Genomic DNA, 22857 nt, shown 5'->3' with positions numbered 1-22857 from the left:
ACCTTCAATTCTTCTCTTTTCCCGATGGCGGTTTTGCTTCATTGGCCAGTTTGCGCTTATTTAACTGCGTCTTGAGATACCCATCGGGCATCGCCTGTTCCCATGCTGAATACCACAGGTCGCCCAACATCTGCCCGCCGACAACGATTTGCCGGGAAATGAATTCACGCCCGCCTTGTCCGGCCTCGCCTTCGCCGGAAAGTTTCCCCTCCTTTTCAAGTTGATACAGCGGCTCCACGAGTTTGTATTGAGCCAGCAGATAGGTCATCACAAGCGGAAACACATCGTCGTGTTTGGCCTTAGGGTCACCAGGCCAAAGCATTCGCGCCGGACGCAACTGCGCATTCATCCTCCGCATATCCAAACCGGCCTTTTGAATGAAGCCGCCGTCAATCCAGGCGTGAAATGACTTGCTGGTTGTGAAACCGTGGGGATTTGCTTCCACCCAACCGTTGTAATTTTTCGTCGTGTGCAAAGGCTGCGACCCGTCCCCCACGAAGTGACCCATCACGCCCATGAGGTAGATGATGTTCTGCTGGGCGTTGATGATTTCCTCCGGCGTGCCCAGTTCCTCGAAGGTCTTGAGATACGAGAATGCCGACTTCAATTTCGCGTAATACTCTGTGATCGTCCACGGCAGAAAACCAATCAGTTCGCGCGTGTGATCCTCGTTCCTGGCCGGATCAATCGGCGGAAAGTTCGTCGGATGAAGCGCGCGCGCCACGGCCAGTTGTGCCGCGAATTCGTACCTGAAATGACTCAGCGAACCCGGTTCCAGTTTGTAGTCCGCCAGTTCTTCGAGGTCGAGAAAGTGGTCCGGCCCATTGAAATGTTTCAACGGCAGATCGGTTGTGTTGCGCCACCGGTCTGGTTCGCCCGATAGAAAGGCAATGCGTTCCTGTGCCACCTCCGTCTTCACAAACGCGGGAAAGTCTCCCGGCAACGAGGCCAGCGCCAATTCATTCACCATCCGATGACCTTCGTAATCCCAGGCGAAGGCGAGACCGGCAATGTACAGGTAGGCAACCAGCGAAAGGACGCGCACGAAGATTCGTTTCATAATTTGAACGCCGTTAGGTTGACTCCATTTTAGGGCGGCGAATTCAAAAGGCAAAAGCCAATTTCCACTGCTAAAGCCAGGCGCGATGAGAACGGGCGTGTTTCTTCGTGTCCATCCATGTCGCTTCGTGGTAAATCATGTCCATGAAGATCATCACCGATGAACATTGCACGGGTTATTTTTCACCCGGCCATCCCGAACGCCCGGCGCGCATCACGCGGACTTTGGAAAAGCTGCGCACCCAAACCGAATTGAAACTTACTTGGGACAAGCCTGCGCTGGTGGATGAAGCCGCCATCCAGCGCGCTCATTCTCCGCAATTCATCGCCCGACTCAAGCAGCCACAGGATTTCGATACCGACACTCCGTTCCTTCCCAACATTGCGGATTACGCGCGGTTGGCCGTGGGAGGTGCGCTGGAGGCGCTCAAAGCGGCGCGCAAGGGCGAAACCGTCCTCAGTTTGTTGCGTCCGCCGGGTCATCACGCCACGCGCGACCGCGCCATGGGTTTTTGTTATCTGAACTCCGTCGCCATTTCTGTTCTTGAGGCGCTTGCCACCGGCACGAAGAAAGCGGCCGTCTACGATTTCGACGTTCATCACGGCAACGGCACGGAAGCCATCCTGCTCGATCAACCCGGGGCCGCATTCTTTTCAATTCATCAACATCCGTGTTATCCGGGCACGGGGACGAAGAAAGTTGGAAAGAATTGTTTTAATTATCCCGTCGCGCCCAACACGCCGCGCGAACAATACCGCAAGTCGTTGTCACAAGCCCTCGAAGAACTGAAGAAATTCAAACCCGATCTCGTCGCCGTGTCCGCCGGGTTCGATGCATATCGCAACGACCCCATCGCCCAGGAGACACTGGAAGCGGAGGATTACTTCTGGCTTGGCGAATCCATTCGCAAGCTCGGCATGCCGGCCTTCAGTGTTTTGGAAGGCGGTTACAGTGATGAATTGCCGGAACTGATCTTCGCTTATTTGAAGGGATTGGCCGGCTGAGCCACGGAGTCGCTGATTTGTTTCAGCCGCGCGACTGCCTTTCTGTTCTTGGGTTGCAGGCCGAGATCAACTTGTTCGAATGGATCGTTCTGGATGTCGTAAAAGCGCCCATCATTGTGCAGCAGCCAGCGTTGATCCCGCACAAAACTCTTGCCGCCCAGTTGCACGTAAACCCATTCACGAGGCCGGGCGCGCTTCCCGCGTAATCGCGCCGCGAAACTATGGCCATCAATCCTCACGTCGCGCGGCAACTGAGCGCCGGCAACTTCGGCCAATGTTGGCAGGACGTCGCTGAAATCAATCAGGTCTTCCACAACGCGCCCGGCCGGAATCGTTCCCTTCCAACTCGCGATCAACGGCACATGCGCACCAAGATGCGTCACCGTCCCTTTCCCGCCGCGGATGATCGTCGCACCGATCCGTGAAGTGACAGGCGGCGGCGTGCCATTGTCACCCGTGAACAGGATAAGCGTGTTCTCACGCAAGCCAAGTCGATCCAACGTGGCCAGGAGTCGCCCGACGGTTTTGTCCATGTAGGCCACCATCGCGGGAAAGTGTGAAACGTCGGATCTCTTTTTTTCAGTTTGATTGACGCCGTTTTTCTTTTCGTCAGGTGTCGGTTGAAACGGTTCGTGCACCAGCACCATCGGGTAATAAGCGAAAAATGGCTTCGTCTGATTGCGCTCAATGAAGTCAATGAGGAAATCGCAGAAGATGTCTTCCCCATACTTGTCACTCACGTCGTCGCGCAATTTCCCATCCTGCCAGACTGACGGCTTCCAGTATCGGTCTGTGCGTTTGCCGTCGTAAAGCCAGGTCCAGCAACAATACTCGTCGAAGCCGCTCTCGTTGACGTGCCGGGGGTGTTTCTGAAACTGGGCGAGCTGCCATTTGCCCGCCAGGGCCGTTGTGTAACCGGCAGCTTTTAACACGTGACCAAAAGTGCGTTCCTGGCTGGGATCAAAGAACTCATTCACCGCGCCCTCGCCGCGCTCAATCATGTTCGTCCAGCCGGTGCGGAATCCATAACGACCGGTCATGAGTTCAACACGCGACGGCGAACACAGCGGCGTCGCGTAGCAGTTCAGAAACCGGATGCCGCCGCTGGCCAGCGCGTCGAGATTCGGCGTTTTGTAGGAAGTGCTGCCGTAACACGAAAGACACTCCGCGCCCAGATCGTCGGCGAGGATGACAATGATGTTGGGCGGTCGCCGACCGGGCATTGCTGCAGTCGCCGAAATTGAAACGGCGGCGGTCAGCGACAGCCAGCCAGCCGCCAGCACAATTCCGCACGAACGCTTTGGCAAGGGACACTTCAAGTTGCGTAGTGATGAGGATACCTGCCGCCAGAATCTTTCCAAGCAACAAAATGATTCAACCACTCCGGAATGGATGCGCGCAAGCCGGCCCGCAGAATGGGAGTCGAGCGTCTTTCCACATCGCTTGACGGCCGTACAACCTTTTGTCTCATATGAGACAAAAGGTTGTACAAAGCGCTTCCGAATTTCGACGCCTGCTGTTCAACCGTAAAATCCGCACGATACCGCCGATCATTGAGAAACTGCGTGCCAACAGGGCGATTATCCGTTACTTCAAAGCCGTGAACGCCGCTCGTCAAATACGCAACCTCGCCCTCGTCGGTTTCATGGGCACGGGCAAATCCTCGGTCGGCCGGCTCGTCGCCGATCAGTTGCGTTTTACGTTCCTCGATACCGATGAGGTCATCGAAGCGCGCGCCGGCAAATCCATCCGCAATATTTTTGCACAGGATGGCGAGGCGGCATTTCGCGCCCTGGAGCGACGCGTGACCGAGGAACTGGCCGTTCGCAAAAACACCGTCATCGCCACCGGCGGTGGGCTCGTGGCCAGCGACGAGAATCTGGCCAGTCTTAAAAGCCACGCGCTGGTCGTCTGTCTCTGGGCGACGCCGGAAAAAATCTGGGAGCGCGTGCGCCACCAGACTCATCGACCGTTGCTGAACAAGCCTGATCCGCTCGCAGAAATCCGCCAACTGTTGCTCGACCGCCAGCCGTATTATCGCCAGGCCGACGTGTTATTGAACACCGCGACGCGCTCGCTCAACGAAGTCGCGCATCAAGTCATCCACCAGTTCAACCTCGCACGTTCCGACTCGCGGTGAAATCCGTCATTCAACAACGCGCCCGCGAACTGGAGTTCGACGCCTGCCGTTTCACCACCGCGACTCCGCCACCTAACGCGCCGAAGTTCAAACAATGGCTGGCCGCGCAGCATCACGGTGAAATGGCCTACCTCCAACGCAACGCCCACAAACGAATCGACCCTCAACGCGTCCTGGCGAACGCCAAGAGCATCATCACACTCGCTGTGAGTTATGATAACAACAACGATACGGCCAACTTTCAACCTTCAACTCTCAACTCTCAACCAGCCGGCCTCATCGCCCGTTACGCTCGCTTCACCGATTACCATGAAGTGCTCGGTGAACGGTTGAAACAATTGTCCGCCTTTGTGAATCAACTCGGCGGCAAAGGCACGCGTTCGTTGTGGTATGTGGATACGGGCCCATTGCTGGAACGCGACCTGGCCGAGCGGGCCGGTCTCGGCTTCATCGGCAAGCACACGAATCTTATTAGCCGTCAGCTCGGCAACTGGATTTTTCTCGCCGAGATCATCACGACGCTCGAACTGGAACCGGACGCGCCGGAGAAAAATCGTTGCGGCAACTGCGCGCGGTGCATCGCCGCGTGTCCCACACAAGCCATCACCGCGCCATTCCAACTCGACGCTCGTCGTTGCATTTCCTATCTCACGATTGAGTTGAAAGGCCCGATCCCGATCGAGTTTCGCGCCGCCATTGGCAACCGCATTTACGGCTGCGACGATTGCCTCGCCGTCTGTCCGTGGAATCGGTTTGCCCGGGAAGGGAAACTCATGCAGCAGCACGCGCGGCCTGATCTCGCCACTCCCGACCTGGTGGAACTGCTCGCGCTCGACGACGCCAAATTCAAGCGACGCTTCGCCGGCACGCCGATACTGCGCACCAAACGCCGAGGTTTCTTGCGCAACGTCTGTGTGGCCTTGGGCAACGTCGGCGACACCGACACCCTGCCCGCGCTGACTCGCGCCGGCAACGACGCCGAACCATTGATCGCCGAACACGCGCAGTGGGCCATCGAACAAATTCACGGAAGAGTTGCCGCATCCCCTCAAGCTGGAAGCCGATGACGGCAAAATTATGCGTGAATCCGGCCGCCGATAATGCAAGGCTGGCCGAGCATCAACACACCATGCAATGAAGCCGCGGACAAATCGCAAACCACCACTCCACCAAGTATGAAAAACACTCGTCGTTTCTCCCGCCGCACTTTCATCCGGCGCACGGCCACCACGGCCTGCCTTGCCGCCGTCGCCCCGCAGATAGTGCCCTCCTCGGTCCTGGGCGCCGATGGCCAGACTGCGCCCAGCAACCGCATCACGGTCGGCTTCATCGGCACCGGCGGCCACGGCATGGGTTGGAACCTCAAGCCCTACCTCCAGCACAAAGACGCCCAGGTGGTCGCGGTATGTGATGTGGACCATGGCCATCTGATGAGCGCCCGGGAGACCGTGAACGAGCATTACCAGAACGAGGATTGTTTCGCGACGAAGGATTTTCGCGAAGTGCTCGCCCGCAAGGACATTGATGCGGTCATGATCTCCACGCCGGACCATTGGCACACGCTCATCAGCCTGTTCGCCATCCAGGCGGGCAAGGATGTGCAATGCGAGAAACCCACGCTGACGATTCATGAGGGCCGGGTGCTCGCGGAGGCAGTCCGCAAACACAAGAAGGTGTTCCAAACCAGCACCGAGGATCGGTCCGTCGTGGAATATCATCGCCTGGCCGAACTGGTCCGCAACGGTCGCATCGGCAAGCTCCAGCGCATCGAGGTGATCCTGCCCAAACAGCCCACCGTGCCGGGCGACGCGACGCCCCAGCCGGTGCCGGCCAGACTGGATTATGAAATGTGGCTCGGCCCGGCGCCGTTTGCCCCCTACACGCGCGACCGCGTCCACTTCAACTTCCGCTGGATCTGGGATTATTCCGGGGGAATCATTTGCGACTGGGGCGCGCACCTGTTCGACACCGCGCAATGGGCCAACGACACTGAGCACAGCGGGCCGGTGGAGGTCGAAGGCACCGGCACGCATTGGGAAGGCGGCCTCTACAACACCGTCAAGGACTACGATGTCACCTATCGTTACGCCAATGGCGTCGTGATGACCTGCAAACCTGGCAACCCCAGCATCAAGTTCATTGGCACCGAAGGTTGGGTCGGCAACACCGGCTGGCGCGGGCCGGTCCAGGCCAGTTCCAAGGCGATCCTCGAATCGAAGATCGGCCCGAACGAACTCCACCTTTACACCAATCCGAAAGGCGAGCACGACGACTTCCTGCAATGCGTCAGGAGCCGCAAAGATCCCTATTTCCCGGTCGAGATTGGCCACCGCGTGTCCACGGTCTGTCACCTCGCCAACATCGCCCTCAAGGTCGGACGCAAACTGAAGTGGGATCCGGTGAAGGAGCAGTTCATCGGCGACGAGACGGCGAACGTGATGCTCGACCGGAAGCGCCGCGACCCCTGGCAACTGCCGAAAGTCTGACGGCGCGCGCGGGCGCGCCTTCTCATTGCTGCTTCTCGCCGCTCTTCAATTCCTTCACCTGAATGTTGCGGTAACGTACGAACTGCTTGGTGTAGTCCCCGCCGCCGTGCACTTGCAGGGCGATCCCTCCTTCATTGGGATGTCGGACTACGGTCTCCTGCCATTCCATGAACTTCACGCCGTTGATCCAGGTCGTGATGTGCGGGGGATTGCCGACGATGCGGGCGCGAAGTTCGTTCCATTGTCCGTGCCGCCAAAAGTATGGCCAGGCCTCGGGCAGCACCGGGAGCGGCGTGGGCGGCTCCCCGGTCCGCTTCGGGTCAATCACTGTGACCTTGTCAGTGAAACTGTAATTGCGCAAATGCGGTTTGCCGCCGAGCCCTTCACCGTAGATGCCCATCAGGTTGCCGCCCGCATGGTAATCGATCATCGCCTGCCACGCCTTGCCATCCTCGGTGCTGCGCAGAAACAAACCGCTGTCCGGCCCGAAGTCATTCTTCATCTCCAGCTTCACCTCGAAGTCCGAATACTTCTTGTCCGTGATGACGAGGCCGCCGTTGGCCGGAATATCCTGCGAGCCGACGATGGCGCCGTCCTCGACCACCCACCTGCCGCCCGATAGGTTCTTGCTCGCGCGACTGTGCCCCGTCTTCGCGCTGACATGCCAGCCGGTGAGCGACTTGCCGTCGAAGATCGACACAAAACCCGTTTCGTTGGTCTGCGCGGAAGCTGAGAACTCCACCGCGATACAGAGGATTATGAGCAGGCAGGTCTTCATAATGATTGGGATATTAAGCCGCCCGGCACACCCGGCGTCAAGCGAGAGTTCATCCGGGTGAGGGTGGTGGGGATGAAGACAAACTTTGCGAGTGAGGTGTCGATTCGTTTTTTGTAGTGCGTTAGCTTCTTGTCGAACGTCTGCCTTGCAGGGCAGAGTATTTCAAACAGTTGCCGACGCAACACTTGAAACGGGGAACGTGAAGAAGGCGGCGAGTGCGGCCCATCCGAGGAACTGGTTGGCGACCGCCGAGTCGAACTGCCATCCCGAGCAAGGCTATTGGCCTCGCTCACCGAGGAGGTCGGGATCTGAGTCGCAGAACCAGCGCCAAGTCAGCTTTGGAACACATCATTGCACACGGGCTGCCAGCGGTGAATTAGATCCTGTTCCTCCGTGCAACGAGCGCCTTGCCCCGCGGTACAATAATGGGCATGGAGATGCGTCGCACCCTTGGCAATGGCATCCTCCCGGCTCACGTGACCCTCAAGCCGCTGATGCAGACCCCGGGTTTGAGAAATGTAGATCGGCGCCCAACCACCGTCCGCCAACTGTTCGGCATAAATGTAAATGCCAGGCAACGGTTTGAAGGTGGTGTCGAGCGGATAGATCTCGAATTCATACTCCTTGCCGGACTGCCCGGGCCAATTGGACTTGGAGGGTGTTTCCTGATCCGGATGCGGGTGGTGACTGAATAAGTGTTTTATAAAGTTCACGCTATTTATATTAGACCCCGGAATCATAGGGCTGTCAAACGCTTCAGCAGGTTGTTGCCGAAAGGCGGGATTCGGATCGCGTCCGACGTCACGCGGTTTCGGATTAAAGTCAGCCGTGCAGTTCAGCCAGTCCGGTCTTGATCTCCGTTACTTTGCGCGCCGGAAGATTGTGTTGCCCGTGCAATGGAATGATGATCAGCGCCCAGGCTCGGCTGCCATGATAGACCGCCTTCTCGACCGCAGGAGAGCACTCGTAGGAAACGCTGTAGGTGGCGACTCCTCCGCGCGTCAATTGAACGACCACTTGATGGTCATGACGACAAGCCACATGCCAGCCATCGCAATCCAATTGGTGCTGGAGGTACTGCGTGGCCCGACTCACATCGAGATGATGTCCCAGCGAAAATGTCCTTCGCCGAATGGGAATGTCCTGCTGATCAGGACGGGCCGAGTTCGGCGCAGGCAGCGTGCAACTCGCCCGTGGTCGATGCCGTCGAGTAAAGGGCCATCGGCTCATTGCCGCCGCTAGCGTAGTCGTTCTGCGCTCCTGCCGACGGTGAAACCACGGTTGAAGCCATGCGATTCTCATTGTTGCAGCAGTGTCCGCAACCACCAGCCGCTCTTAACCTGCCTCATAGCAAGCCTTGCCGCAAGTTCTGACCTATTGGAGCGCGCCGGGCCTGGTGTCCGTGACGCCACTGAATTCCACATGGTCTTGCGCAACCACACCGTCCTTGGGACTCATAACCAGCAACACCTCCAAAATGCCAAAGCAAGCCGGGCAATTACTTCTTCACCGGAACGGCCAGCAATTCGGTTGCGGTCCACTGCACAGACCTGCCTTCGGTTTGTGGTCGAATGGCCTTTACTTGTTCTGCCGTCACGGGCGGGGCCTTATTCCCCCAAGCCTGGCGGACGTAACTCAGCACGGCGGCCAGGTCCTGGTCCGACAAGCCCAATTGCTTGCCGTTGACCGACATGATCAGGTTCCATTCCTGACCATTGACGGTGATCGGTCCTTGCGCGCCATCCAACGCAATCCGAATCAGCCGGGCTGGATCGGGTTCGTTGACCCACTCGGAGCTGGCCAATGGCGGAAACTGCCCCGCGGCCCCCAGGCCGGTTGGCTGATGACACACGCCGCAAGTTCTTTCGTAAACAGCCTTGCCATAACGTGGATCAAATCCACTGGTTGGTTTCGGCTCCAAAGCGCGAAGTTCATCAAGACCGCTATACGGCTCGTAGGCGAGCGCCTGAAATCCGCCGCTGTGTTGGTCAAGGTAATACATGCCCCAGTAGGTCAAGAGCAGCAGCAGCACGAAAAGAAATACCGGCGTGGCGGCGGTGCCGGCTGTCGGCTCGGCTTCGTCAGCAGCTTGAAGCAATGGTTTTTCTGAATTCATTTCGCAGGAGAATTCGTCGTGGCGCCGGCGGGCACGTTGGTCGCGGGCGCGTTCGTTGACGCGTCGGCGACGGGATTGGCCGCCGATTGCGGAAACGGCGCTTCGAACAGCGATGCTTCAATCCGCTGGTTCAGCAGAAAGGCGACCAAGGTTTTCGCCTTTGTGGTCGGCACAACTTCGTACCCCGACGGCGGCGCAAACTTGCCGGACAACTTCAACGCTTCCGGTGAGGCTTGCCGACCGATTTTGCGCTTCTCAAACAGGAAACGATACGGCGGCATGGTGGAGTTGGGCACGAGCATTCGTGGGTTGTAAAGATGCGACAGATGCCACTCCTCCGAGGGCAGCCGCAGGCCGACGTTGATGAGGTCCGGACCGATGCGTTGCGAGCCGAGCAGCACCGGATAATCGTACAAATAATCCTGCGCGACGGTGCGGCGCGGTCCCCAATTGCGCGCGATGTCCGGCCCCAGTGGAACCAGTTTGACCTCGGCCTGGGCACCCGCTTCGTTCAGGGCTTTGGCCGCCGCGTCGGCTGCGTTCTGCGCGACTCCCTGAAGGATTGGCTGGGGAATTGTTTCCACCAGCTTCTTGGCATCCGCATCGCCGAGTTCGGGTTTGATCTTACGCACAGCGTTGATGACTTCAGTCAGGTTGGTGCCGGGCTTATTGAGCACCACATCGAACGTCACACCCGTCTGACGCAACTGTCGCGTGTGGCAGGTTGCGCAACCGTTGGCGCGATAAACCTCCGCCCCTTGTCGCGCCATCCCGGCGGGAAGGGAGGGATAGATGGCGCCATAGCCTTCCGCTTTCACAGGCTGGCCGAGTTGCAGTAATTTCCAATTCTCCCGTGATTCAAGTTTGGCCAGCAGGTCGGCCTTTTCCGGTTGTTGGCCGCCGATCTCCAACTGCGGCATGAGCACCAGTCCGAACCACGACGCGGCCAGTGCGAAAAAAACGCCCAGAAAAATCAGCGCGCCACGATTCACGACGTCACCTCCATGACTTCAGTCTTGGTGAGGGATTTGATCGCGGGAATGCAGCAGGACCGGCAGCAGCGATAAAACAGCAGGCTCAGGTTCGCCAACAGGCAGCAGTTACCAATCAACATCGAAACGTCGCCTATGGTGCTAATCCGCAAAAACATCAACGTCGATTTCAAGACGTCGGCAAATCCCACGTTTGCATCGTTCAATCGAAATCCTTCCACGACGCCGCCCGCACTCAAAGGCAGGACGTAAAGCACTGTCCCCGCCGCGGCGCACCAGAAATGCCACTTGATCAACCTTGCCGACAGCCGATCGCTTTGCATCAAACGGGGAATGATGTAATAGAAAGCACCGAACATCGTCATCGCGAAGAAGCCGTAGAGCACGAGTTGCTTTTGTGCTGCCGTGAACCAGGTAAAGCGGATGATCTCGCTGATGGGGTGCAGCGAACTGGCGATGTTGGACAAACTGCCCAGCATGAACGCCGCCAAACCGAACAGGATGAATTTGAGCGGCGCGCTCTGTTGCACCTTTGAGTATTGGCCTTTCAGCGTAAGGTGCAAGTTGATCGCCAGCGCAATCAACGACAGGATCGTCATCGCGCCCAGAACCGTGCTAAGGCTCGGCATCCATGCCGGCAGCGGCGCGCCGTCCGGAAAGCCGCCCCAACCACCGAACAAGACCAGCAGCCAGAAGGCGAACCGGGCCTGAGAATTACTGTGCAACGGACGGTTGATGAGCTTGGGAATGAAATAGAAGATGGCCGCCAAACCGACGAAGCCCAGCCAGATGGAGCTGAGGTTGTTGACATACCACCAATTGATAGCGGCCTGCAGCGTGCCGCGCACCGGCGCGACGACGAGCAGCAGATTCGCCGTCGAATAAATCCACGGAAACCAGAACAGCGCCGCGAGCAAAAACCATTGCGAGACGTAGAGCCGGTGTTCCCGTCGTTGTTGGAAAGTCATCAACGCCCAGATACTCATCAGCGCATACGCCAGCAGTAAGATCGGCGAAGCGTAGCGCGGCATCTCCAGCCATTCAAAGCCCGTGCTGTCGCCCGCGAGAATGCCGAGGACCCCAATGGCGACGCCCAGGTTCCAAACTGCGGCGCTGACGGTGATGAATCCCGGCTGGAGCAGCGTCGTGCGGCCCAACCGGGCGATCAACCACAGGGCAACACCAACGCCGGCCTGGATCGCAAAGCCATAAATGAGCATGTTGACTTGCGCCGGTTGCACGCGGCCGTAGGTCAACCAGGAACAGTCTGCAAGAATGTTCGGCGAGTGGAACTTGAGTGAGTCGAGGAGCGAGAAAATCGAACTGAGCACCAGCCAACCCGCTGCCTTGGCCATCAAATACAGTACCGGATACCGGCACGAGGCGTCGCTCTCCGCGGGCGAAGCCGCCAAAGCGCCGGCGTCTTCAATGGGACTGGACTGCGATTGGGAAGCGGGCGCATTCATCAAAACAAACCGACAGACTTATTCAAACGGACTCGGTTTCTCCGGCGCTTTGGGCGGAGCTGCCGTCGCCTTTTCCACGCGCGCGATCAAATTCGAGCGAGCCGCGGCAGGATTCTGATATTCGCGGACGATGAGTTCCATCGCGTTCGTGATCGGCAGTCGCACGACGCCTTTGACTTGATCCTGCCAGTCGTATTCGGTCAGCGTCTTCGCTTCTTCGGCCCGAAGTTTCTTCAGGGTCTCGTGGCGCTCAGCGATGCGCGCCGTATTCAGCGGCGCTGGCCGGGTGTAATGAATCATCACCCCGACCAACCCGGCGACGATGAACAGCGTGCCGAGCGCGGCGACGATATACGCCACCCACGTCAATTGATTCCCGCCACGATCCGCGTTCATTTGGCACCTCCGTGAGAAGCCGCGCGGCTCCCGGCGGCGGGCGGCACATAGACGCCGAGCGATTCGGCCATCCGCGGGTCGCGCAGCGGATAGGGCGGATGCGCGTGGAACGAATTCAGGAACACCTTGATCAACACCCCACTGATGAATGCGATACAACCTGCGTCCAGAAGCAAATCCCAAGCGAGCGAAGACCATTGAACCGCATGATTGATGAGGAAGCCCTCCGGGTGAACGACCGCGCCGGTGTTGAACCATTGATCGAAGAAGCGCATCAACAACACCCACGTGCCCAGGGGAATCATGAACCAGAATTTCAGTTTCACGTCGATGCGCAGCAACAGCAGGAACGGAACAAAGAAATGACCGAAGATGATGATCTGGCCGACCCACCACCAGATGCCCGCCTCGCGCAGGACATAGTGGAAAGTTTCCTCCGGCATGTTGGCGTTCCAGATGATGAAGTATTGCGCGAAGTGGATGTAGGCATAAAACACCGTGAACGCAAACAACAGCGAGCCGATGTAATAAAAAGTGTCCGCATGCACGACGTCCCTGAGCTGACCGTTGCGCTGCAGAATCGCCGTGATGACATAAACCACCGCCAACGTCGCCCAAACGCTGTCGGCGAAATAATAGACGCCATACATCGTGGAAAACCATTCGTGCTCGAGCGCCTTCACCAGCATGATCGCCATCAGCGTCAAGGTGATCGCGAACGCGAAAATCCCCCAATACGAATACAACCGCATTTTGTTGGTGCATTCCGCCGAGCCGGTTTCGTCCTGCTTTAGCGACCATTTAAGCAGGCCAGACGTGAGCACCTTCCAGACAACGAAGCAGAACACCACCACCAGATAGAACATCGGCAGGTTGAGAAAAGCTTCCTTCGAGCGCAGCGCGTGATCAGGGGTGTGCCTGGCAAGCAGTTGCATCCACGGATAAATCTTGGGCGCCAGCACCGCGAGCGGGATGAACAAGATCGCCATCCAAGGGAACAACAAGCCCGCGAGATGTTCGCAAAAGCGCCGGATGGGCACCGACCAACTGGCATCGAACAAATGATGGACCAACACCAGAAACAAACCACCCAAACCAAAACTTAGGCAGAACATGTAAGCCAGCAGCCAGGAAAAACCAAATTGCCGGGCGTCAAGGATCCAGCCGAGCAACGCGATCACGCCGCCGACGAGAATCATCCGGTTGGGCACACTGCGCCATTTGGACAAGTTGAACGGAGCGCCAGTTTCAGGGTTTCTGCTCATAATCTATTTCTTCAACGCGCCACGTTGCGCCTCCGGCACATCATTCAGATCCGCCAGCCGGCTGCGTTGCAGCGCCCGGACGTAGGCCACAATCGCCCAACGATCCTGAATGGAAACGTTCGCGCCATAAGCGCCCATCAGGTTCTTGCCATTGCTGATGGTGTTGAAAACATCGCCATCCGGTAATTCAACAATGCGTTTGTCATGCAAATTGCCAACCACGGCCATCCCCAGTCGCTTGGTGATGCCGTTGCCATCGCCCATCGCGCTGTGACAGGGCGAACAGTTGATCTGAAAACGCTGCTGCCCGCGCGTGATCAACTGTTCAGTGACGGGAACGGGGATCGTTTCCACAAAATTCGTCGTGCCGGTGATGCGTCCCGTGTTGACCGGCGTGTCTTCGTAGGGCGTGCCGCGCGCGATGGTGCCGGGCACCGGCATTTGCGAACTGAGTTGGTCCGGAAAAAAGTTGTTGCGTGTTTGCGGACGCAACTTGGGTTGGCGATCCATGTCGGGGAAAATTTCAATCGGCGGGCGACGCGACATGTCGCCCCGTTTGCCGGCGACCACCATCACGAGCACCGTCGATAGTCCGAGGAGGAGGAGGAAATAGCGCATCAATCCCTCACTTCCTCGATGCGCTTGCTGCCGGCGGCTTCCAGCAACTTGCGGGTTTCGGTTTCCGAAAATTTCGGGTCAGCCGTTTCAATCACGACGAAAAACCGGTCGTGGCTCGCCAGTCCAAACCGCCGGTGCTTCAGCAACGGATGATGCAGGCGCGGCAGACGATTCAGAAACAACATGCCTAAGATCGCGCCGAATGAGCCGAGCAGAATCGTCAATTCATAGGACGGCGGAAATGCGGAGAAGGGGCTGAACATCGGTTTGCCACCGACGGGTATCCGGTAGTCGTAAGCATTCATGTACCAGATCATCAACATGCCCGTCGTGTAGCCGGTCACGCCGCCGAGGAAGGAAAACCATCCGACCTTGGAACTTTTCATTCCCATCGCCCGGTCCAGGCCGTGAACGGGAAATGGCGTGAACACGTCCCATTGCGTGTAGCCAGCGTCGCGCACCTTTTCCGCCGCGTGCAAAGTGTCCGCCGCCGTTTCAAACTCGGCGAGCAAGGCATAGTTGCTGGTCGTCTCAGCCATCAGTGATGCCCCCCCTCTTTGGCGCCGCCCAGCGGATGATGCGGGTCGGCCTGCGGTGTGACGCCTTTGACTTCCGCGATGGCGATCAACGGCAGGAAACGGATGAACAAAAGGAAGAACGTGAAGAACAAACCGAACGTGCCGACATACGTCATCACGTCCACCCAGGTCGGCTTGAAGTAACCCCAGTTGGCAGGGATGAAATCGCGATAGAGCGAACCGACCACGATGACAAACCGCTCAAACCACATGCCAATGTTCACCAGGATGGAAATGACGAACACCGCAATCATATTCGTACGCACTTTTTTGAACCAGAAAAGTTGCGGCGTCACCATATTGAACGCGAGCATCGCCCAGCCGCCGTACCAGTACTTGCCGAAGAGCCGCTGCCAGAACGCGAAACGCTCGTAGGGATTGCCGCTGTACCAGGCGATGAAATATTCCATTGCGTAGGCGTAACTGACAATGCAGCCGGTCGCCAGCGTCACTTTGCAGATCAAATCCACGTGTCGCAGGGTGATGACTTCTTCCAATTTGCAGACCTTCCGCAACGGCACCAACAGCGTCAGCACCATGCCGAAGCCGGAGTAGATCGCACCGGCCACGAAGTACGGCGGGAAAATGGTCGTGTGCCAGCCCGGCAGTTGCGACACCGAGAAGTCCAACGACACGATACTGTGCACCGAGAGCACCAGCGGTGTGGAAAGACCCGCCAGAATCAAATAAGCCCGTTCGTAATTGCTCCAGTGCCGGTTTGAGCCGGTCCAACCGAGCGCGAACAGACCGTAACAGAATTTTCGGATTTTGGTTTTTGCCCGATCGCGGATGACGGCCAGATCGGGAATCAAACCCACATACCAGAACAACACGGACACGGTGAAGTAAGTCGAGACGGCAAACACGTCCCACATCAACGGCGAACGGAACTGCGGCCAGATCGGCCCGTTCGCATTGGGCAACGGTAGCAGCCACCACCCAAACCAGACCCGTCCGATGTGAATGACCGGGAAGATGCCGGCGCACATGACGGCGAAAATTGTCATGGCTTCGGCGGCGCGGTTGATCGAAGTGCGCCAGCGTTGGCGCAGCAGAAATAGAATCGCGGAAATGAGCGTTCCGGCGTGACCGATACCGATCCACCAGACGAAGTTGACGATGGCCCAGCCCCACATAACCGGGTGGCCTGGCCCCCAGACGCCCACCCCCGTACCAATGAGATAGGCAATGAGACAAAACAACATGATCATGCAAAGGAAGCTCGGAATGAACGCGCACCACCACCAGAGCGGCGTCTTGCCTTCCACCACTCCGGCGATGTGATCGGAAATCCATCCCGGCCCGCGCCGATTGGCAACCAATGGAATACGCTCCAGCTCCGCAGGCGGCGGCTGGATCTTGACTGTCGGAGAAATCACAGTGTCAGACATCAGTGCGCTCCTTTCTCAGAAGTGTGTTCATGTCCGGCAGCAGCGCCATGTTCCCCGCCATGAGTTTCAAATGGGCTTCCATTTTTTGCGGTGTATTCTTTCAGGCTCAAAGGCATGTCGCGGTAATCGGGCATCGCAGGATTCGGATTGCGCAGGCGCGCCAGATACGTGGTGCGCGGGCGGGTTGCCAGAAAGTCCAATACTTTGTAGTCGCGCTCCTGGGCTTTGAGTCTGGACACGTGACTGCTCGGGTCTTTGATGTTTCCAAACACGATCGCTTCAGCCGGACATGCCTGCTGGCACGCGGTCTTGATGGTGCCATCGGGCACTTCCACGTCGCCCGACGCCCCGGCCTTGACCTTTTGCGCGATCTTGGCCTGCTCGATGCGCTGGAGGCAGAACGTGCATTTCTCCATGACGCCGCGCATGCGCACGGTCACGTCCGGATTACGCACGAGCTTCATCAGCTCCCATTCGTCCTCGCGCTTGGTGCCCTTGTCCACATCCTTCCACCACTTCAACAGGCCCCATTCGCCATCCATGCGGTTGAACACCGGACTCTTGTAGAGCTGGTCCAACGGGCGCTTGTTGTAATCAAAATAATTGAAGCGTCGGACCTTGTACGGACAGTTGTTGGAACAATAACGTGTGCCGACGCAGCGGTTATAGACCATCACGTTCAAACCTTCTTCATCGTGAACCGTGGCGTTGACGGGACACACACTTTCGCACGGCGCGCTCTCGCAGTGCTGACAGAGCATCGGTTGCGTGACCGCTTGCGGATCGGTCACTTCACCGGAGTAATAACGGTCGATGCGAATCCAGTGCATCTCGCGGTTCTTGCCGACCTGTTCCTTGCCAACGATGGGAATGTTGTTCTCACTCTGGCACGCCATCATGCAGGCGGAGCAACCGACACAGGCGTTCAGATCAACCGACATCCCCCACCAGTGAATCGCTCGCTCCTTGATTTTGTCACTGTCGAGCGGGTTGGGATAAAGCGGCTGCGTGCTGGGCGGCTCCTCCAGCTTCATATTCTTCGCAAACTCCGGATGCTCCCGATACTGCGTCAGATTCGCTTCACGAACAACTGGGCGGCCTTCCATCGACCAATGGTTTTGCGTCGTGGAGAGCGGATGCGTTGCGCCCGACGTATAAACCAACTTTGCACCCGAAGCCACGTGCGGTGCGGCACTCGTGCGCAATTGAAAAGCATCGTAACCGGACCCTCGACCGACGCGACCGGTTTGCTTGCGGCCATAACCGAGCGCCAAGCCCAGCGTGTTGTCAGCCAATCCAGGTTGAATCCAAACCGGTCCTTCAATTTCGCGACCATCCACTTGAATTTTCACCCACGGCACCTTGAGGTCATTGTTTTCGTGGTCGAGGCTCTTCTCGTTCTGGCCAATCACGCCCAGTTCAACGGCGGTTTTCAGGCTCAATAGAATCACATTCTCCCACGTCATCTTGGTGATGGGATCTGGCAATTCCTGCAACCAGCCGTTGTTATTGTAACGCCCATCGTCCACTTTCGCGTCGCGATGAAAAACAATTTCGAGGGAGTCTTTGGACGGTAGCGCGACTGGCTTCGTGGCCGTGACCACATTGGCGGTTGCGCTCCAATTAAATTCTGCCGTGACGGGCTTCGCCGCGCTGCCCGCGAGAAAACCGTCGTGCAAAAATTTCTTCCAATTATCTTCACCCTCGCCGCCGATGCCTTTGAACGTTTCCCGCACGATGTCGTAGGGATTGGTTCTGTCCAGGCCGCCGAGGCGCGCGAGGACTTCCAGTTCAGTCAAACCATCGAACAGCGGCTTGATGAGCGGCTGAATGGAAACCACTGTGCCATCGGCCGTGCGAGCGTCGCCCCAGGATTCGAGAAAGTGCGCCTGCGGTAAATGCCAGCCATTGGCGGGAAAAGATTCATCCTCGTAATAACCGAGGCGAACGACGGTCTTTGCCTTCGACTGTGCTTCCCCCCACTTCAAATCCGCCGGCGCGTTGTAAACCGGATTGCCGCCGAGCACGATCAACGTCTGCACTTGTCCGGCGTTGAGCGACTGCGCCAGTTCGGCGATGCCGCCTTCTTTGGTTTGCGGGGCGTCGTGGAAGACGACGGTCTTGCCGTGGTTCTCCAACGCGGCGTTGATGGCGTTGGCAATCAAATGCGCGGCGAGCGGCTGGCGCTGGCCGGCGAGCACCAGGCATTGACCACGATTGGCCAGCAGGTCTTTGGCGCATTCTGCAATCCATTTTTCATGCGCTTTAGCGGCTTCAGCCAGCGGCGACAATGCCGTGAGAAATTGCGGCTGACCCGCTTCCTTGCGGATTTCCAGCGCCAGTCGAGCGGCGACGGACAGCACCGCGCTCGTTGGGATTCGCAAACGATGGTCGGCGTTGGCGCCGGTCAACGTGAAGAGTCCTTCCACAGCGTACAGCCGGCTCATGGAATCAGTCGGCTTTTCGATTCGGCGTCCTTGGGCGAACCGACGGATGTTGATGTGCGCGTTTTCTTCCGTGCCGATAAAATCGCAATCGAGCGAGACGATCACCTTCGTGGTGTCGAGTTTGAAATAAGGCGCGACCGATTTGCCGGTGACCAGCGTCGCGGCCTCGCGGTGAATGTCGAAATCAACCGGCTCATAAACGTGCCAACCCGCCTTGGGCAACTTTTCGCCAATTAACTTTTGCAGACGGGCGCGCGACGGCGAACTGCTTCGTTCCAGCAAAACGCTCAAGCCTTGACCGCCGTTGGCTTGCGCTTGCTTGGACAAGTCCGCCAAGAAATCGAGCGACGCATCTCGCGACACGTTGTTGCCGTTCTTTGCAAAGCGCGTCGCGCGATCAGGATCGTAAAGATTCAGGATGGACGCTTGCGCGAAGGCGTCGGTGCTGCCATTGCCGTCGGGATGCTGTGGGTTTCCTTCGATTTTCGTCGGACGACCTTCGTGGGATTTGGCCAGCAGCGGAATGGCACTGCCGCGCACGGGCATGGCGGTCGCAAAAAACTGGGGTACGCCATGTGTGTAATTCTCCGGCATCTTGGAGAACGGCAAAATGTTTTCCTCCGGCCGCCGGCAACCGGTCAAACCGAGTCCCGCCAGCAGGAAGGACGCGGACATGATCTTGACGAAATGCCGGCGCGAAACAGGGTCGGTGAACTCGCTGGCGCCCGCCGGGAATTCGCGTTCCACCCATTGACGAAACTCCGGCGTGTCAGCCAGTTGGTCCAGGCTGCGCCAGTATTTCGGTCCGCTCTCCGGCTCAGGACAGGGTGGTGGAATTGTTTTCATCGGTGACAGGTGGAACAGGTTTGCAAGGATTGGACTCGCCAATCATGCACGAATTTCTCGCCCATTTCTTTCTGTCGCGCCGCGGCGACCTTGGGATCATCACTCCATTTCCAGTTCAAATCGGTGATTTTGTCCGGCGGCCGCAGCCGGGCGGCAGGATCACGATGGCATTGGAGGCAGAAGGACATGCTGAGCGGCTTGGCGTGCTGGACTTCATCCATTTTATTGATCTGGCCGTGGCACTCGACACAACTGACGCCGCGGTTCACGTGCACGGAATGGTTGAAATAAACATAGTCCGGCACTTTGTGCACCTGCACCCAGGGAATCGGTTTCCCCGTCGCAAAACTGTCTCGTACCAGCGCCAGCCGAGCGTCGTCCTTCAAGATTTGATTGTGACAATTCATGCAGACCGCACTCGCCGGCACGTTGGAATACCACGCTTTTTCGACGGCGTTGTGGCAGTAGCGACAATCGATGCCGAGTTGGTCAGCGTGAGTAGCGTGCGAAAAAGCGACCGGCTGAATCGGTTGATACCCGACCCGGGTGTACTTAGGAGTGAAATAATACCAAACACCCGCCGTCACCGCCGTGCCAACCAGCAGCGTGCCAACCGCAAGGTGCAATGGCAGCCGATTGGTCCACTTTGGGAAAATGTCTGACATCTAAATAGTTGTTCTGTTCGACAAAAAGATCCGGTCTGAATCGAATCGCTGAACCCGCCAACAAAAGCCGTGATTGTTGCGAAAGGCGGTCAAGCGTCAATCGTTTTTTCTGCGCACACCCGTCCTGAAATGTCCGACAACCGACGCAGTCCAAACCGCCAAAATGAAATCTCTGTTCGCTCGCCACAGATGTGTATATCTTGTCATTTGAGACCGCAAGAAAAGTTTGTGAAATTTTTCACGAATTCGGTCGGATTAATGGTTCACATAAGACGGAATGCTCAACTGCCCAGTCCAAACATGTTTTCCTCGGCACGGCGAACACCTTGGCCAAGTCGCGAAAGTACTGCAAAAACAAATCCTCATCGGTTGAGTTGGCTCGCATGAAAAAACTTATTACGCTCTTCCAGATTTTGTTGGGAGTGGCGGTGTTGAACGCCGCCGACAAACGCCCCAACATTGTTTGGATCGTCGGCGAGGACATGGGACCCGAACTCGGTTGCTACAGCGATGCGCAGGCGATCACGCCGAACATGGACAGATTGGCATTGGACGGAGCACGGTTCACACACTGTTTCACACACGCACCGGTGTGTGCGCCGAGTCGATCGGGCCTGATCACAGGTCAGTACCCAACCAGCATCGGCACTCATCACATGCGGTCGAAATTGATTTCTCCGCCACCCATGTTCACGTCGTTGTTGCGGAAGGCTGGATACTTTGTAGCGTGGCCTGGCAAAACAGATTTCAATTTCGACGTGCCGCCAGACGCATTTGATTCAACAGCGGATTGGACGAGGAAACTGCCGCCCCAACCGTTCTTCGCCTACGTCAACTTTGTGGATTCGCACGAGAGCAGCATCCGCATGATGGACAAGTTCAAGAAGTTTACTGCGAACCTCAAACCCGAGGAGCGTCACGATCCCGCAAAGATGCGCGTGCCACCGTATCACCCTGACACGCCTGAAGTGCGCCGCGACCTGGCGAATTACTACGACCTCGTCACGGCCGTGGACCACAAGGTGGGCGAGGTGCTGGAGTTTCTCGATGCACAAAGCGTAACGAGCAACACGGTGGTGTTCCTCACGGGCGATCATGGACGCGGCTTGCCCCGCAGCAAACGTTGGGTTTACGACAGTGGCATTCACGTGCCGCTGATCGTGCGCTGGCAGGGTCGCATCAAGCCAGGCAGCGTGCGCGAGGATCTGGTGAGCTTCATTGATTTTGCGCCAACGGTGCTGGCGATCGCAGGGATTTCTGTCCCCATACAAAGCAAGGAGCCGCTGACAATTCCCGGCATTAAACATCCGACCTCCGAAATTTATTCACCAATGCAAGGTACTGTCTTCCTCGGTCCGCTTAAGCAGGAACGCGATTACATCTTCGCAGCACGTGATCGCATGGACGAAACGTATGATCGCATCCGCACGGTGCGGACGAAACAGTTTCAATACGTTCGCAACTTCGAGCCGCAGTTGCCCTATGCCCAGCGCATCGCCTACATGGAAGAAATGCCGACGATGCAGGTCTGGCGACGGCTGAACGCGGAAGGAAGATTAACCAGCGCCCAGAAACTTTTCTTCGCGCCGACGAAACCGAGGGAAGAACTTTATGACTGTGACGCCGACCCGCATGAGATTCACAATCTTGCCGGTTCGCCGGGGCATCAGGCGATCTTGATGGAATTGCGCGCCGCGTTGGACAAATGGATTGAGGAGACGCATGACTTGGGATCAGTGCCAGAGACCGAATTGATCAAGCGCGGGCTGGTGAAAGATGTGTTAAGCACCTACGAGGAGCGGAAGCTCAAGTAGCATTCACGCCACACACCGCCGCTGCGCAAAATCTGCGCGTCAGTGCCGCAACTGAGCAGCTCTTGCACGCTGCGCTCCACCCAAAGAGTTGAAAACACTGCGCTTTCGCTCTGGCATCGTAACTGCAACACGATTCACACCGCAACTTACAGGCGACGGTTGGTGATTCTGTGAGCAGCGTAAGCATTAACAAATCAACGCAAACAAAACTACCGCAGGAGATCATGAATATGAAATTGAACCGATTGTTGGCGACGGCAAGTGTCGCCTCTTTATTGTGCATGGGCGCCGGCCAGCTCGTGGCACAGGATAATCCACCGCCGGGCGCGCCCGACCAAGGTCGTCAAGGCCGAGGACCGGGAGGCCGTGGAGGCAACTTCGACCCGGCCCAGATGGAGCAACGCCTGAAGGAGCGGCTTGAAGTTACGGACGACGCCGAGTGGAAGGCGATTCAGCCCCTCGTTCAAAAAGTCATGGAAGCCCGCATGCAAGCCTTTAGCGGTCGCGGTGGTCGCGGTGGTCGCGGTGGTGGTCCCGGCGGCCCTGGTGGTTTTGGACAACCCAGCCCTGAAGCCGAAGCGCTCCAAAAGGCCATCGATGGAAAAGCTTCCAGTGCAGAAATGAAAGCCGCGCTCGCGAAATACGTCGCATCACGGAAAGCGAAGCAGGCCGAACTGGAAAGCGCGCAGGCCGAACTTCGCAAAGTTTTGACCCCCCGCCAGGAAGCCATCGCGACTCTCAACGGGTTGTTGTAATTCACCACCGCAGCGTTCGCCGGAAGGGAAGCTGGCGTGG

The 22857-nt window shown here is 57.6% G+C and carries 22 protein-coding genes; 6 read left to right on the top strand and 16 right to left on the bottom strand.

All coding sequences use genetic code 11. The features are described 5' to 3' along the window. Positions 1 to 4: 4 nt before the first annotated feature. On the bottom strand, positions 5 to 1060 hold the full coding sequence (locus HY298_05750) for a hypothetical protein (GenBank protein ID MBI3849780.1): 1056 nt from the start codon (positions 1058 to 1060) through the stop codon (positions 5 to 7). A gap of 143 nt (positions 1061 to 1203) precedes the next feature. Between HY298_05750 and HY298_05745 the strand changes: the two genes are divergently transcribed. Then, on the top strand, positions 1204 to 2064 hold the full coding sequence (locus HY298_05745) for a histone deacetylase (protein MBI3849779.1): 861 nt from the start codon (positions 1204 to 1206) through the stop codon (positions 2062 to 2064). Here HY298_05745 and HY298_05740 read toward each other — a convergent pair. Continuing rightward, positions 2040 to 3371 carry a sulfatase-like hydrolase/transferase gene (locus HY298_05740; protein ID MBI3849778.1) on the bottom strand — a complete coding sequence of 444 codons (1332 nt, stop codon included), beginning with the start codon at positions 3369 to 3371 and terminating at the stop codon, positions 2040 to 2042. The two genes, HY298_05745 and HY298_05740, sit on opposite strands and share 25 nt — an antisense overlap. Positions 3372 to 3664: 293 nt before the next feature. Here HY298_05740 and HY298_05735 point away from each other — a divergent pair, with 293 nt between their 5' ends. The 3 genes from HY298_05735 (at position 3665) to HY298_05725 (ending at position 6690) form a co-directional block, all read left to right on the top strand. Beyond that, positions 3665 to 4204 carry a shikimate kinase gene (locus HY298_05735; GenBank protein MBI3849777.1) on the top strand — a complete coding sequence of 180 codons (540 nt, stop codon included), beginning with the start codon at positions 3665 to 3667 and terminating at the stop codon, positions 4202 to 4204. Beyond that, on the top strand, positions 4201 to 5271 hold the full coding sequence (gene queG / locus HY298_05730) for a tRNA epoxyqueuosine(34) reductase QueG (GenBank protein MBI3849776.1): 1071 nt from the start codon (positions 4201 to 4203) through the stop codon (positions 5269 to 5271). The genes HY298_05735 and queG overlap by 4 nt, the downstream gene beginning before the upstream one ends. 108 nt (positions 5272 to 5379) lie before the next feature. Further along, positions 5380 to 6690, top strand: a complete 1311-nt coding sequence (locus HY298_05725; protein MBI3849775.1) for a Gfo/Idh/MocA family oxidoreductase — start codon at positions 5380 to 5382, stop codon at positions 6688 to 6690. A 22-nt stretch (positions 6691 to 6712) separates the two neighbouring features. On the opposite strand, the gene HY298_05720 is transcribed toward HY298_05725, so the two are convergent. From HY298_05720 to HY298_05655, 14 genes are all read right to left on the bottom strand, one after another. After that, a complete protein-coding gene (locus HY298_05720) occupies positions 6713 to 7468 on the bottom strand; it encodes a DUF1080 domain-containing protein (protein MBI3849774.1) in 756 nt (251 codons plus the stop codon). Positions 7469 to 7800: 332 nt separating this feature from the next. Further along, positions 7801 to 8181, bottom strand: coding sequence for a hypothetical protein (locus tag HY298_05715; GenBank protein ID MBI3849773.1), 381 nt, complete (start codon positions 8179 to 8181; stop codon positions 7801 to 7803). A gap of 109 nt (positions 8182 to 8290) precedes the next feature. Continuing rightward, on the bottom strand, positions 8291 to 8563 hold the full coding sequence (locus tag HY298_05710) for a hypothetical protein (protein MBI3849772.1): 273 nt from the start codon (positions 8561 to 8563) through the stop codon (positions 8291 to 8293). 55 nt (positions 8564 to 8618) lie between these two features. Then, entirely contained in the window at positions 8619 to 8759 is a 141-nt protein-coding gene (locus tag HY298_05705; GenBank protein MBI3849771.1) for a hypothetical protein, read from the bottom strand. A gap of 207 nt (positions 8760 to 8966) precedes the next feature. Further along, complete coding sequence (locus HY298_05700; GenBank protein ID MBI3849770.1) at positions 8967 to 9584, bottom strand: cytochrome c; 618 nt, start codon at positions 9582 to 9584, stop codon at positions 8967 to 8969. After that, positions 9581 to 10171, bottom strand: coding sequence for a cbb3-type cytochrome c oxidase subunit II (locus HY298_05695; protein MBI3849769.1), 591 nt, complete (start codon positions 10169 to 10171; stop codon positions 9581 to 9583). The genes HY298_05700 and HY298_05695 overlap by 4 nt, the downstream gene beginning before the upstream one ends. Before the next feature lie 401 nt (positions 10172 to 10572). Then, a complete protein-coding gene (locus HY298_05690; GenBank protein MBI3849768.1) occupies positions 10573 to 12042 on the bottom strand; it encodes a cbb3-type cytochrome c oxidase subunit I in 1470 nt (489 codons plus the stop codon). Positions 12043 to 12060: 18 nt separating this feature from the next. Then, a complete protein-coding gene (locus HY298_05685) occupies positions 12061 to 12438 on the bottom strand; it encodes a hypothetical protein (protein MBI3849767.1) in 378 nt (125 codons plus the stop codon). Then, positions 12435 to 13703 carry a hypothetical protein gene (locus tag HY298_05680; GenBank protein MBI3849766.1) on the bottom strand — a complete coding sequence of 423 codons (1269 nt, stop codon included), beginning with the start codon at positions 13701 to 13703 and terminating at the stop codon, positions 12435 to 12437. Before HY298_05680 ends, HY298_05685 begins: the two co-directional genes overlap by 4 nt. Positions 13704 to 13706: 3 nt before the next feature. Continuing rightward, positions 13707 to 14321, bottom strand: a complete 615-nt coding sequence (locus tag HY298_05675) for a cytochrome c (GenBank protein MBI3849765.1) — start codon at positions 14319 to 14321, stop codon at positions 13707 to 13709. Beyond that, positions 14321 to 14860 (bottom strand): DUF3341 domain-containing protein, encoded by a 540-nt coding sequence (locus HY298_05670; protein ID MBI3849764.1) that lies wholly within the window; start codon positions 14858 to 14860, stop codon positions 14321 to 14323. Before HY298_05670 ends, HY298_05675 begins: the two co-directional genes overlap by 1 nt. Continuing rightward, complete coding sequence (nrfD, locus tag HY298_05665) at positions 14860 to 16290, bottom strand: polysulfide reductase NrfD (GenBank protein ID MBI3849763.1); 1431 nt, start codon at positions 16288 to 16290, stop codon at positions 14860 to 14862. Before nrfD ends, HY298_05670 begins: the two co-directional genes overlap by 1 nt. Beyond that, the gene (locus HY298_05660) at positions 16290 to 19583 is read right to left on the bottom strand and encodes a TAT-variant-translocated molybdopterin oxidoreductase (GenBank protein ID MBI3849762.1); all 3294 of its coding nucleotides are present in this window, start codon (positions 19581 to 19583) and stop codon (positions 16290 to 16292) included. The genes nrfD and HY298_05660 overlap by 1 nt, the downstream gene beginning before the upstream one ends. After that, positions 19580 to 20248 carry a cytochrome c3 family protein gene (locus HY298_05655; protein ID MBI3849761.1) on the bottom strand — a complete coding sequence of 223 codons (669 nt, stop codon included), beginning with the start codon at positions 20246 to 20248 and terminating at the stop codon, positions 19580 to 19582. The genes HY298_05660 and HY298_05655 overlap by 4 nt, the downstream gene beginning before the upstream one ends. 383 nt (positions 20249 to 20631) lie before the next feature. Here HY298_05655 and HY298_05650 point away from each other — a divergent pair, with 383 nt between their 5' ends. Together HY298_05650 and HY298_05645 are read left to right on the top strand one after the other, a co-directional pair. Then, on the top strand, positions 20632 to 22062 hold the full coding sequence (locus HY298_05650; protein MBI3849760.1) for a sulfatase: 1431 nt from the start codon (positions 20632 to 20634) through the stop codon (positions 22060 to 22062). Between the two features lie 224 nt (positions 22063 to 22286). Next, positions 22287 to 22817 (top strand): hypothetical protein, encoded by a 531-nt coding sequence (locus tag HY298_05645; protein MBI3849759.1) that lies wholly within the window; start codon positions 22287 to 22289, stop codon positions 22815 to 22817. The last annotated feature ends 40 nt before the right edge of the window (positions 22818 to 22857 follow it).

It is taken from the genome of Verrucomicrobiota bacterium, assembly GCA_016200005.1.
Lineage (GTDB): Bacteria > Verrucomicrobiota > Verrucomicrobiia > Limisphaerales > PALSA-1396 > PALSA-1396.
The sequence above is the reverse complement of the archived record's forward strand: the minus strand, read 5'-3'. Positions and strand labels throughout refer to the sequence as shown.

Coding starts and splice junctions, on each gene's coding strand:
- HY298_05705 (MBI3849771.1), bottom strand. CDS start 8,759: ATGGCTTCAACCGTGGTTTCACCGTCGGCAGGAGCGCAGAACGACTAC.
- HY298_05675 (MBI3849765.1), bottom strand. CDS start 14,321: ATGCGCTATTTCCTCCTCCTCCTCGGACTATCGACGGTGCTCGTGATG.
- HY298_05650 (MBI3849760.1), top strand. CDS start 20,632: ATGAAAAAACTTATTACGCTCTTCCAGATTTTGTTGGGAGTGGCGGTG.
- nrfD (MBI3849763.1), bottom strand. CDS start 16,290: ATGTCTGACACTGTGATTTCTCCGACAGTCAAGATCCAGCCGCCGCCT.
- HY298_05645 (MBI3849759.1), top strand. CDS start 22,287: ATGAATATGAAATTGAACCGATTGTTGGCGACGGCAAGTGTCGCCTCT.
- HY298_05685 (MBI3849767.1), bottom strand. CDS start 12,438: ATGAACGCGGATCGTGGCGGGAATCAATTGACGTGGGTGGCGTATATC.
- HY298_05720 (MBI3849774.1), bottom strand. CDS start 7,468: ATGAAGACCTGCCTGCTCATAATCCTCTGTATCGCGGTGGAGTTCTCA.
- HY298_05655 (MBI3849761.1), bottom strand. CDS start 20,248: ATGTCAGACATTTTCCCAAAGTGGACCAATCGGCTGCCATTGCACCTT.
- HY298_05670 (MBI3849764.1), bottom strand. CDS start 14,860: ATGGCTGAGACGACCAGCAACTATGCCTTGCTCGCCGAGTTTGAAACG.
- HY298_05690 (MBI3849768.1), bottom strand. CDS start 12,042: ATGAATGCGCCCGCTTCCCAATCGCAGTCCAGTCCCATTGAAGACGCC.
- HY298_05660 (MBI3849762.1), bottom strand. CDS start 19,583: ATGAAAACAATTCCACCACCCTGTCCTGAGCCGGAGAGCGGACCGAAA.
- HY298_05700 (MBI3849770.1), bottom strand. CDS start 9,584: ATGAATTCAGAAAAACCATTGCTTCAAGCTGCTGACGAAGCCGAGCCG.
- HY298_05680 (MBI3849766.1), bottom strand. CDS start 13,703: ATGAGCAGAAACCCTGAAACTGGCGCTCCGTTCAACTTGTCCAAATGG.
- HY298_05725 (MBI3849775.1), top strand. CDS start 5,380: ATGAAAAACACTCGTCGTTTCTCCCGCCGCACTTTCATCCGGCGCACG.
- HY298_05750 (MBI3849780.1), bottom strand. CDS start 1,060: ATGAAACGAATCTTCGTGCGCGTCCTTTCGCTGGTTGCCTACCTGTAC.
- HY298_05745 (MBI3849779.1), top strand. CDS start 1,204: ATGAAGATCATCACCGATGAACATTGCACGGGTTATTTTTCACCCGGC.